We start from the raw sequence: 13,051 nt of genomic DNA, 5'->3' as shown, positions 1-13,051 counted from the left end.
GTGCTAATGTAAATAAAACTGGCTATTGTGATAAGCGTTGCTCGCAAAAAGTATGTGCCATCAATAAAGACTCGACTATAAAATATAAATGTAAAAAATGAATGCGACAAAATAGGATGTGAGTAATGGCAGGATATATTTTGGCTTTGGATCAAGGGACGACATCGAGTCGAGCGATATTGTACGATGATCGTGCCCGCCCGATAAAAATGGCACAGCAGCCCACCACTTTACAAACCCCAAAAGCGGGCTTTGTCGAGCAAGACGCGCAACAAATTTGGCATACGCAGATTAGCTGTGCCCATGATGTGATTAATCAAGCAGGGCTACTTGCTACCGACGTCACCAGTATCGCGATCACCAATCAGCGTGAATCTATTGTCATGTGGGATAAACAAACGGGTAAACCTTTAGCCCCTGCCATCATTTGGCAAGATCGCCGTACGGCGAGCTACTGTAAAACACTCGCAGCTGAGGGTGCCAGCGGCATGATGAATGACAGCCATGATGATGTGGCAAGCGAAGTGCAACGCATTACAGGGCTACGTTTAGATCCATATTTCAGTGCCAGTAAGATCGCTTGGTTACTAGAGCACAATCCGAAATTGAGCGTACGAGCCAGCAGAGGAGAAATAGCGGTTGGTACTATAGACAGTTGGCTCATATATAAGCTAACTGGTGGCGAGCATGTCATTGATGTGACCAACGCTTCCCGTACTTTATTATATGATATCCACAAGCTTGAGTGGTCAGAAGAGCTGTGCGCCCGTTTTGCGATACCCATGAATATTTTGCCTAAAGTCCTAGCATCTGATGGTGACTTTGGTAAAACCAAAAAAGGACTGTTTGCCAAACAAATTCCTATTCAAGCGGTATTGGGCGATCAGCAAGCGGCACTTTTTGGACAAGGCTGCCTCGATGCGGGCATGGCCAAAAACACTTATGGCACTGGGTGTTTTATGCTGATGAATATTGGTCAAAAACCCAAACTGAGCGAGCATAAACTACTAACGACAATCGCTTGGCAACGAAAATCCACACCGACTCGTCCAGACAATTTATCTTTCGATCAAATTGTAGAGTCAGGCAAACGCATGTTGCAGCCACCCAGAAAGGAAGTCACTTATGCCTTGGAGGGTAGTGTGTTTATGGCAGGTGCTATTGTCCAATGGTTACGAGACAATTTGGGTATGATTCAACACAGCAGTGAAGTCGAAGATTTAGCCCGCCAAATTGATAGTAGTGAAGAGGTGGTGTTACTGCCTGCATTCACAGGACTAGGAGCACCCTATTGGCGCTCCGATATCAGCGCGAGTATTACTGGTATGAGCCGCGGCACAACTAAAGCCCATATTGCTCGTGCTGCGTTAGAGGCGGTTGCTTATCAAACTTATGATGTGCTCATTGCCATGCAAAAAGACAGCCCTCATCCATTAACTGAGCTAAGAGTAGATGGTGGCGCGGCCAACAATGACTTATTGATGCAGTTTCAAGCTGATTTACTCGATGTGCCTGTCCTGCGTCCGAGAGATACAGAAATCACTGCCAAAGGTGCAGCATTACTAGCAGGTTTAAAAACGGGGCTATATGATGAAGGGACGATGCAAGCATCATGGCAAGTCGATCGTATTTTTGAACCCCAAATGTCCAGTGATATCCGTGAACGACATCTGAATAAGTGGCAACGAGCCATCGATAGAGCACTGACATCCTTATAAGTATTGAATAAACACGTTAAAATATTGTAACAACTCAATGAAAAATTACTTAAAACAGCTTCACTGTCCTACAAAATCATTATAAAGATACAGGCTGTAACGCAAGGCAATCGCAATCTGGACACAATTTACACAACCTATCTATCTGTTGTCATCCATAAATTTCTATACTTTAGGCGACTCAAGTAACACATGAATCGAGTAAGACCGCTAATTTTTAGCACTTAATAAATCTAAAATATAACAAATTAATTTAAGGATAAAATTATGAGTAACTATGACGGTATTGATCGCAGTGAAGTAAAGCATATGTCAAAAGAAGCTAAGCAGGATCTGAATGCTGATATCATCACAGGTGAGCCAGGTTCGCATCCAGTAGGTACAGCTATTGGTGGTCTTGGCGGCGCAGCAGCGGGTGCGGCAATCGGTACAATGGCAGGACCACTTGGCACACTTATTGGTGGTGCGATTGGTGCTATCGTTGGTGGCGGTGCAGGACATGCAGCAGCAGAAGCGATTGATCCAACACGTGAAGAAGCTTACTGGCGTGCAGAATATGCAAATGTTGATTATTACAAAGAAGGTTATGACTTCGACCGTGATCTACATCCAGCTTATGCAGTAGGGTACGCCAACCGTGCTCGTTATCCTGCGGATGCACGTTTTGAAGACCATGAAGCTGAATTAGAGCGCTCATGGCATGAAGTAAAAGGTGAATCACGCATGGAGTGGGAAGAAGCACGCAAAGCATCGTATGACGCATGGAATCGTGTATCGTAATAAGCGAAACTAACAGCACATTTTATTTAAGTAAGTAGACAGTATATAAGCTTACTACCTTATCACTGGGCTTAGTTTGATTGTAGACTTGGGTCTGCTGATAGACTAAATACTTTCAATTTATGCTATTTTAAAGTCTTCAAAGATTTCTTTGGAGGCTTTTTTGCTGTATATTACTAAGTATGAATATATTAAATAGCCAATCATCTTTGGAAGCAATATTCTAGAATAAAAATAATAGGTAATCTATGAACAATAATGCGCAAGCTAAAAGCGCCAGACAATTTTATATCGCCACTGCCAACTTGCTCAATTTTGCCAACCCTAACCGAATTTATTATGACAATGTGCCAGCTTACAATAACCATGAATATGAGCACAAGCTAAGCGGCATCACTGATTTATTAGCAAAAGCTCATGCTGATATTATTGCGGTGCAAGAAGTCTGGGATAGTAATGCGCTTGAAGCATTGACGGTGTCGTTGGGATTTAAGCCCGAGCATGTTGTTGTTCCGTTGGCAAGTAACGACCGTTCAAGCCCTTATACCCATGGCAAAGGGGCACAAAACACTCCTGCCGTTGGTATTATTAGTCGCTTTGAGCAATTAGAAAGCCGCTTGCTTGAAGACATTGCACCAAAAGCGGTGATTGATATCCCTGATATTGGTCCTTACCAGCGCTTTAATCGTCCACCATTGGTAGTACGGGTCGATGCCTTTGGTCAACCGATAACGATTATTACGGCGCATCTAAAAAGTAAACGGGCATTTTTCTTGCGTGATGAAAGTGGCAACTTGTTAGAAGACATGGACGATCCAAATATTCGAGTCCGTGCCAAGCTCCGTAGCTTATGTATGCGCGCCGCAGAAGCAGCCTCTATTCGCATGTCTATTATAGAGCGCTTACGTCATACTCGTGAGCCATTGATTTTGTTAGGCGATATGAATGATGTCACCGGTAGCGTCACCACCCAATTGATGGCTGAGACTGGTGAAGTTAATTATGACAAAGGCATGCGCGATGTTGCATTATTCGATGCTGCGCGTATCCAAGCACGCTATGGATGGATGAAAGATGTGGCATATACCCATATATATCAAGGTATGCCAGAAGTGATTGATCAATTATTTGTTTCAGAAGAGTTTCTTCCTGATAGTAAATTTTCACTGGGTCAGGTTGAAAGAGTAGACTATTTCAATGACCATTTAAAGTGGGACTATGCAGATAGAGTCATCGATCATGGTATTATAAGAGCGAAAATTAAACTCAATGATTAAATTTTTTACATTACGTGGTTAACGCTATTAAATGGTTGACCTATACATTAATTTTTAACCCATTTATCTCCCTTGCTTGATAGTGTACAAGCGTTTATGATGCCTCTCCATTAGACATAGTAGTGCTAATATCAGTGCTACATTATTAGCTAATAGGATGTAATTCTTCAATTTAGGGCGAATACTATCTATTGAAGATTATATTTATAAAATAGGGTGTAACATTAAGAGACTTATGATGAGCGAAAATAAAGACGAAAAGATTGAAGATGTGTTGGTAGATTCGGAACTGGCAAAAAAACTGGTCCCGAATAAGTTTAAGTTTACCAGCCAACAAGGCCGTGCGCGCCGTCAAAAACTTTTGGCTGGTGCCAAGAAGTTAAGTGAAACACAACCTATCAATGACATTACTTTGGCGGCTGTATGTGAAGAAGCAGGCATTCCAAGAGCTTCTGCTTATCATTTTTTTCCTAACATCGAAGCGATATTTTTAGCATTGCGTTTTTTGAATGCTATCGAAATATTAGAAATAGTAGAAACAGTCGATATTGGTAATTATGACAGATGGCAGGGCTATTTGACGGCGCTTATTGATAATTGTGTGACGATATTCCATAACGATGAAACCAAAGCCAAGCTCATTTATGACACGAACACGCCTGATTTTGAAGGTGATAGTTTTGGTGAAGATATCGATCATCAGATCGTCGATTTGGTTTATAAGCGTTTATCAGAGCGCTATGAGATGCCGAGTTTCCATGATATTCAAGACACGCTATTGATTGCTTATAGCATTATTAATGCGATATTTACATTGTCTTATCGCCGTCATCAAAGCATTACCAATGAATATATTCAAGAAGCAAACACTGCGTTTATCGCTTATTTGCGTTGCTATTTACCAGAAAAGCTACCGCGTAAGAATCGCTAGTTTTTTCGCTATTTAGATGATGTATAGACATTAGAGTGTGATTAACATGCTCTAATATCTGCTAAGTAAATACAAAAAAGCCGACATATGATGTCGGCTTTTTTGTATTTACTGCCTTGATGAGTAGTGGTAATAATGAACTTAACGGATAGGCGTCAATACTTGCCCACGGCAACTATCAGTACTCGCATCTAATGTCTCATATTGCTTATAATAGATGACGATCAGCTCTTCTAAAGCGACGTTGGTCTGTGAATCATGGGTATTGACGTAAGCTTCGCGGGCTTGTTCAAGCCAACGATCTGCCATGCGAAAATGGATGCCTGATTCCCGCCAGCCGCGCTCGCATTGGTTCGTAGCGGCCCAAATTAAAGCGACCTCGCTGAAGGCTATCTCTCGTGGTGCTGACTCGATACCACCGCTATCTTTTAGCGCGCTTAAGGTTGCCCATAGGTCGGGGCGCATGAGAGCAGAGTTTGAGGGTATGTCTTGAATAAGGTTGAGATCTTGTTCCTTGCCATTTTTTAAGGTAGTCAAAATCGTCTCTGCTGCCTGTGCGGCTTGCTGCCCAGCAGGTGAACGACTATTCATGCTGTCTTGATGGAGGGCATAGTTAAGCCAAGCCTGAGCTTTATAGGCAAAGTATTGTTGACGCGCGCTCATGTTTTTTTGTTGATACGCTTGTAACTCTGTCAACATACAATTCATAGCACGTTGGCGCGTACTTTGGTATTTTGGGTGGTGAGACTGAGTTTGAACCTCATTGGCACAGTGAGTAGCGTCACGGGTTACTGCCACTTCAGGAGCATGATGACTCGCCGATGCAACCGAGGTCATTGTCAGGAAAAAAACGGTTGATAATAAAGCCTTTATGGGCTGTTTATAATGGGCTGCTTTGTTGGCAGGATTAGGCATGATGCAAAACCTCATATTAAGCGGATCAGTATCAATATTGGTATTGGTACTTGCGGTTTTCGGCGCTGATCTCATCGCTTATTAAAATATATCTGTCATATAATATGATGAACAGCGCGTTAACGCCCGCATTGTCGTCAGATGATAACACGACAATGGGGATAAATTACAATGTAGAGTGAGTCGTCAAACGCTGGTTCTTACGTGGATCATCACGTTTGAATAGGTCTTCGTCAAACTTGAAACGTAATCTAAAGTAAGCGCCTTCCATAGTGCTATCGTCATAAGCGATGTCTTCATCCTCAAAGCCCATGAAGTTATAACCTAGTGACAACCAAAGATTGGTCATCGGGCTATAGCCCACTTCCGCACCCAACATATAAGACATATCATCTGCTTGTTTGTTCCAATAAGTGCCTGCTTGCAAGCCCACATCCCAGCGCTCACTGATGTCATATAGACCACGAGCATAAAGCGCATGGGCTGTATTGTCGCTACTGATATTATCAGCATCAAACTGAGTATATTTACCCGCGTAACGACCTGATAACGTCAACGGACGCGTTGGATGATAGTTACCACTCAATGACCAGATAACGGCATCTTTTTGATAGGCGTCATCGCCAGTACTGTTATCATCTAAGCGATACTCAAGCTTGGCTAACATGTCTAACTGATTGCTATCATAATCACGATAGGCAGCTCCTAACTGGAAACGATTAATCGTGCGATTGCCATCGTCATAATCGACGCGCGAGTAGATGTCTTTGGCCAACAGAGTCACATCATCAGTATAGCGATAAGCAATACCAGCGCTACCTAGCAATGTGTCACTGGTCTCACCCCAACGCTTCTCAAAACGCGCCGAGGCTTTATAATCTTCTTTCGCAAGATACTCTACACCAATGCCAGCTGCCGTTGCGGTGTTTTCGGTATCGCCCTCTAATGATTCAACACGCTCAAATAAGGTGTTTAAAGTCAGACCTTCTTGAACATACCACTTGTTTTTTAGACCAATGGCCGCTTCCGCTTCGCGAGCACTAATGGCGTCACTCATGCGATATTCGCTATAGACTTTGCCGTCTTTCATGTAGTTGGCATCAAAACCAAATACGGTACGCTGGCGTTCTTCAGTATCATCAAGACCATAGCTACCAGATAGACTGTTGATCAAGTCATGACGGGCGTATAGGCGACCTAAACCACCTAGCGGCGTCTCGCCTCCGATGGAGGTGGCATTACGATTACTGTTATCAATATCTTGCTCATATTCTGCAAATACTAAAGAGTCATTGAGCTTGGGTAACCGTGCTGTGATACGAGCGCGGGCGGTAGTACCTTCAATATCTTTTTCAGAATCACTGACATTATTTAGCGCCGATTGATTGATAATATCGTCATTAAAGATGGTGTTGTCAGTCATATCTACGACGTCTGTTACCGCTTGGATATTGCGTGAAGCCGCTGTCGCATCTTGCTTATAATAACGTAAGCCAATCTCGCCAACGATGTTGGTGCTCAAGCGCTGTTCAATACTGGCTAAGACACCTTGGCGGCTAGCATCAGTGGTATGATCTTTAGTGCGCACGCCTTCTAGTTTTAGCGCGGTCTTTTTGTCATTAATTAAATGAGTGACTTCGACGCCCGATTCAGCGCGCCCAGCAGTCTGCGGCGAGGCACCAGTCACGAAACCTTCGTCAGTATCGTTATAATAAGCTTTGGCACGAGTGTTTTTATTGTTATCAAAGTCAAGCTCGATACGCAAGGCATTACCTTCTGCGTCCTGACCGTCTAATTCTGTCGCATTGATTTGATTGCTTGGCTGAAAATTTGGATTCTCAGCTTTATTCATCGCGTATTCAGCGACCAGTTTTAGCTTATCGTTAAACTTGATAACGCTGTTGACGCTAGCCAGCTCTTCTTTGTTAAGAGGGTCATCACTGTTGACATAGCTACCACCGATGGCGATTTTATCAGTCAACTGCTGCTTGGCAGCAATGCCACCGACCAAGTATTTTTCGCCGCCTTCATCGACTTCTACAGTGACTCGTAGATAAATAGGGTTGCCATCGATGTCTTGGCTAGCGATAGGGGCTTTTAAAAATAAGCTGCGGCTGATAGGGTCAATTTCATAATCGGCAAAGCGGGTAAGGGTCTCACGGCTAATGATCAAGCCTGGATTGTTGGCGTCACGAGTGATCACTTCGACAGTTTCTGAGTTTTCTAATACGGCATCAAAGTTTTCAGCCAATGGATAAGGGCCTGAGATACCAAGACCACGAGTCTCATTGACGCGCTGGCTGGTACTCGTCTCCGCGACAAAGGCAGTAATGCGAGTATTGCTATCTTCATATTGGGCTTTTAGGCCAGTCAACGTACGGTTATATTGACCTAATTTAATACCTTCATCGTTATCGATTTGAGTTTTTAAGTCGCCATACATAGCAAATGAGCGACCCTTGTCCAAACGCACATAGAGTTTGCTGGTAGATTGCGCATCAAAGCCCTTGGCTGATGAATCACCATAGACAGGATAGTATTCGCCAGGCTCGATATCACGGAACAGACGCTCGCCTTTTTTGTCGCTGTCATAAGCCAAAGTGAGCAAATAATCGCCACGTACTTTGCCTTTAAGGAACATCGCGGCGCGACCAGAAGCGGTATAGTCATCGTTACCAGCGAAATCATTGAGCTCTTGCTCAAAAGCGCCTTGGGCGTCAGTAATGCTGCTGCCATCAAAGTCTTTAAGTGAGATTGCGCCTTCGACGATGCCGACGGCAATGAGAGGACGTAATTGCGCGGTAAATTGTAGCGGGATAATCTGTTTACTGCTACCAGTGTCGATGACCAACTCACCTTTACCCGGCACACTTGGTGCAGTCACGGGTATGAGTAGCTCACCACCTGAGACAATAACTTGCGTACCAGCTTGATCTTTACTGCTGTCATTAAGATTGATACGGCCAATATTGGTATCGATAGTGATAGGTGTTGAGGCGATATAAGGACGGCCATCACGGTCTTTTAGGCTAATAACGACTTGATAATCGCTAACGCCATCTGCCGGTACTAGCTGCGCTTGAGTGCGATAGTCAATGGCTTGTAAATTGTCTGGCGTTGATACTTTAATGGTTTGCTCAGAGATAATTTTGCCATTCACGTCAGTAGCGACACCGCGCAAGATATTGTTGCCGCGATTTAAGTCGACGGCATAGTAATCAAAGGCAGTCACATTCTGTTTTTCTTGCTCAGCAGTTTTGCCGATTTGTTGTTCTGATACTGCTTTTCCATTGGCATATAGTGTAAATATTGAACCCAGTGGCGCTTGCACCTGTACCATTTGTTTATAAGTGCTGAGCTGTTGACCTTCGTTTAAATTGATAAAAGCCACGTCATTGTTAGCCACTTCTTTGAGATATTCTTCCAGCTCTTTTTCTACTGGCGGTGCTACCGTAGTGACGGTCATATCAACACGATTGGCGGCTGAATTGATCATCTCATTGACGATAGCAGAGTCACAGTTGCTGCCCAGATCTAAGTCGCCATTGATGTTGCAGCCACTGGCGTCTACATTATCATCGTAGTCACGATTGTAGTCAGGATCTAGGGTTAGCTCGGTTTTTACTGCTTGCTCAAGGCTATCATTCTTAGCGCTCACTGATTTGCTACGAGCGACAAGCTCCGTATTCAAACGCTCAGTGCTATCGCCCATACCGACCACGATACCGAAATCGGCACGATGTAATTCGCCATATTTCAAGTCAACGAAACGGCTGCCAGCATCGCCAGCATTGCGATTACTTTGAGTGACCATCTCGGTTGAGTGAGGGATGGTGGTGCGGTCAACTTTTAAGACGTGAGTTTTGGCACTGACACCATAAAAGTTATATTTACCTTCAGGATCAGTCACGACAAAGTTACCGTTTTCCATGTAGATACGCACGCCTGCAACGCCAAGTTCGCCATCTTCTTTTTGTTGAATGCCGTCACGGTTGATATCGTGGTAGACCTTACCGATGATGATGCCATCAGTATTCATGACGCCGCGCTCTACTTCAATCTTCCACTGTGCTTCTCTTGAAACTAAGCTTTTACCTTGTTCATTGCTAGCAACGGCAGTCGCGCGGTTGATGCCATCACCGCCCAATGATGAGGCACCAATTAAGACACGGTAAGTAATTTTTTTACTTTCGCCATTTGCCATATTACCTAAATTTAGCACCTGATATTTACCATCAGCTTTAAACTCAGTGGTTTGCGCTTGGTCGATACTGATATCAGTAGTTTGGTTGATACGTACACTACCATCTACATAAGCAAAACCACGTGGTAGGGCGTCTTTTAGTTGCACATCGTAAGCGGTAGAGTTGCCACTATTGGTGATATTAATGGTGTAGCTAACATAATCACCAAATTCAGCGCTTTTAACGTCGCTTTCTTTGGTGACGACTAAGCTTGGGCTATCATCGACGATATTGATTTGTGTATCTAAGTCATCGATACGTACGGTGAAGTCACCTTCGCTTGGTAGCTGCTCAGCGCCAGTGCCGACAGAAGGCGCGATACAGGCGTCTAGACTTGCAGTCAACGTATCATTTGCTAGAGTCTGAATAAATTTGTCATTGACAGCGTTGGCATTGTTTTGTGTTGGTGCTGATAGCTGATATTTACCAGTGCTATTGCCCGTCTCAATCGCTTTCAATGCGTATTTGTCACCCGTCAACAAAGAGGTAATCGTGACCCATACTTGATCTGGCTTATCTAGTTGAACGTTACACTGCGCATAGCTGGCATCGATATAGACATTTTCATCGATTTGCGAGGTGGTTTTGTTTTCGTCAAACTTAGGCGTTGTAAATTTGATTTCAGGCTCAACGATGATCAGTCTATCAATCGCGTTGACACTCGATACGGATGGGTCTTCTAGAACGACAGCGCCAATTTTAATATCTGCAGTATCGCCACTTTTGCCGTTAACATCTGATAAGGCTTGCACGATAAACTGGATACTTTCACTGTGTCCAAGTTTGATTTGTGCGCTTAAATTATCGAAAATAACTTCAGTATCACCACTATCAACGACGCCGTTTTTATTTAAATCTTGATAGACTTTTAAGTTTGAGAGCGTTGGCGATACAGCCAATGTTAGCTCAACAGTCTGGTTGCTATAGCTGGTATTGCTTAGGACGTTTACCCAGTTGACCAAGGCGTTAGGCATAACGGTGAGTAACGGCTGTTGAGTGAGTTTAATACCGTATTCAGGAAGGTCTGAGGCTTTGACTTGTACTTGGTTTGAGGTGCTAGATATTGTGACGTCAGTCTGGTTATTGACGTTATAATTAGCATTTGCAGTATTGTTAATGATTTGCAGATTAGGGTTTGCTGCATCAGCTGCAATCGCGATATTTGATTGCATAAGCAACATTGCCAATGACAGCGCAGAGATCTTTGCTGAACACAATGCAGTACGATTAGACGGTGTCATGGTAGATAGAGTCATATGTCGCTTATCCAATAAAATATCAGTGAGGGTAAGGGTAGAGATTCTCTAGCTTGTCTAATTTAAAATAACTAGGTCAAGCTAGAGGAGTCCTACAAGCATCGTTTGATGCTTGTAGAATTTGGAATTCCTTATAAGATTAATTAGGTGTTACTGTCGCAGCATTAGGTTTGATACGAATTGAAAACTGTAAAGTTGCTGTACCTTTAGGAGTTAGCGGATTGACAGTAGTTGTAACGAAGCCACCTGAGGTTGTAGCTGTTGTTGTTATAGTGCCACCAGTAGTAGTGGTTACAGCATCATCTTTATAAATAGCGTTACCTGTGAACTTAGCTAGTTCATCTGAAATAATTAGATCTGTAATACTAAAGCCTAAGCCTGTCGGTGTTGCTGAAGAAGATGAATTATTTTCCGCTACGATTTGATAGATGACACATTGCCCAGGAATTGCTGATATTTGGGTATTTACTAATGTTTCACCACTATCCACTGCGCCGTTACAGTTTGTGTCTATGACTTGTTTTTTACTCAACAGTAGTCCTCTTACATAAGTATTGTCAGTTACTACTCGAGCACCTTCTGTTGGCACACTATTATCATTACCTGGTGCAAGTGGTACTAACGTTACGATAGTAGTTTCACTTGGCGTATTGTTAGTAGTATTGATAATGGCATTTGAAGAGACAACGTTGTACTTTATCGTTGCTGTGCCGTTAGCAGGTATGCCAGCAGGGAAAGCGCTGAAAATATCATATGTATTGCCGCCTACTGTGGTAGGAAAAATGTCTCTTGTGACAGTACCTATCGTTACGGTTACATCTCTGACTTGAGTATTTGCACGTTTACCAATGTTTACGTCTGTATCAGTAGTATCTCCAGTGATAGTGAACGTTAGCTCACCTGATACATCGCCTTCAACCTGATCGCCAGAGTTAGTAATAACTGACTCGTAGTTGGCTCGAGTTGTTCCATTTGTGGTTACTGGAATTTCTTTGGTAGCTGATCCCTCAATCTTTAATCCACGCTTAGTGGTTATTAAAGATTGTGCATAGTCACTACCAACAGTAGTTGGCACAGTACCATTTAAAGTCTCTGAATCACTACCACTAGGATAGTATGTGCCAGTAGTCTGAGCAGGATCGTCTTGAGTGCCAGCAGGGCTAGCATTAGTACTATCTATCACTTTACTAGTGTTAGTCGTATTTGCAGTATCGTCTAAGAGGTCTTCAACTCGGACATGGTTGACTGTAGAAGCAGCTAATACCGTCGTTGCATCAATTCTTTGGACTTTGAAAACGATAGTAATGGTGCTACCAACTTTCAAATTCGCACCGTCAATTGTAAAACCATTAGGAACTGAGCTTGAAGTACTAGTCGTAGTTGTAGTACCTACAGAATCACTACTTGTGGAGTTAGTGACAGTAATTGGTTGTAAGGTACTACCGTTTGCTGTTGCTAGTTTCAATCCAGCGGGTAAAATATCTACGATTTTGATATTTTTAGCATCAGATGCATAAGTTGCGCTACCGTCATTTTTTACAGTAATAGTATATTCTGCTGTATCGTTAATATTGTTAAGATCTAAAGAGTTTGTTACTCTCTTTACGATACTGAATACTGGTAGTTTAGTAATTGAATCATCGTTGTTAGTGATTTTCTCGTTACCAGTAACTTTGTCTTTAGATAAGTAATCACTAGTAGCAGATAGGGTTAAATCTGTAGTAGCACCACCCTTATTACCTGAAGTTTTTTCACTGATTACAATTGAAGATACATCACCAGCTTTAAGGATAATAGTGGCATTGGCAAAATCTGAACCGCCCCGACTTTATCGGAGGCTTATTTACTTGAGTCAGGCAGCAACACCTGACAGGATTAAATTATCATAATACTGCTTTTCAAACTCAAAAGGTGACACATAACCAATCGT

The 13,051-nt window shown here is 42.9% G+C and carries 7 protein-coding genes; 4 read left to right on the top strand and 3 right to left on the bottom strand.

Annotated elements, in window-relative coordinates; translation table 11 throughout:
• Positions 1–125 precede the first annotated feature (125 nt).
• From glpK to ACP69U_RS09025, 4 genes are all read left to right on the top strand, one after another.
• Positions 126–1,718, top strand: coding sequence for a glycerol kinase GlpK (gene glpK / locus ACP69U_RS09040; RefSeq protein WP_426138357.1), 1,593 nt, complete (start codon positions 126–128; stop codon positions 1,716–1,718).
• 267 nt (positions 1,719–1,985) lie between these two features.
• Positions 1,986–2,498, top strand: coding sequence for a hypothetical protein (locus ACP69U_RS09035; protein WP_045446919.1), 513 nt, complete (start codon positions 1,986–1,988; stop codon positions 2,496–2,498).
• Positions 2,499–2,746: 248 nt separating this feature from the next.
• Positions 2,747–3,775, top strand: coding sequence for an endonuclease/exonuclease/phosphatase family protein (locus ACP69U_RS09030; protein WP_426138356.1), 1,029 nt, complete (start codon positions 2,747–2,749; stop codon positions 3,773–3,775).
• Between the two features lie 238 nt (positions 3,776–4,013).
• A complete protein-coding gene (locus ACP69U_RS09025; protein ID WP_055124242.1) occupies positions 4,014–4,706 on the top strand; it encodes a TetR/AcrR family transcriptional regulator in 693 nt (230 codons plus the stop codon).
• A gap of 141 nt (positions 4,707–4,847) precedes the next feature.
• Here ACP69U_RS09025 and ACP69U_RS09020 read toward each other — a convergent pair whose 3' ends face one another.
• From ACP69U_RS09020 to ACP69U_RS09010, 3 genes are all read right to left on the bottom strand, one after another.
• A complete protein-coding gene (locus ACP69U_RS09020) occupies positions 4,848–5,621 on the bottom strand; it encodes a hypothetical protein (protein WP_426138355.1) in 774 nt (257 codons plus the stop codon).
• A 166-nt stretch (positions 5,622–5,787) separates the two neighbouring features.
• Complete coding sequence (locus tag ACP69U_RS09015; protein ID WP_426138354.1) at positions 5,788–11,121, bottom strand: SdrD B-like domain-containing protein; 5,334 nt, start codon at positions 11,119–11,121, stop codon at positions 5,788–5,790.
• Positions 11,122–11,260: 139 nt separating this feature from the next.
• Positions 11,261–12,691, bottom strand: coding sequence for a hypothetical protein (locus ACP69U_RS09010; protein ID WP_426138418.1), 1,431 nt, complete (start codon positions 12,689–12,691; stop codon positions 11,261–11,263).
• Positions 12,692–13,051: the final 360 nt, after the last annotated feature.

Source organism: Psychrobacter sp. TWR1-1-1, from assembly GCF_049895865.1.
Taxonomy (GTDB): Bacteria; Pseudomonadota; Gammaproteobacteria; order Pseudomonadales; family Moraxellaceae; genus Psychrobacter; species Psychrobacter immobilis_A.
This window is presented reverse-complemented; position numbering and strand designations above follow the sequence as displayed.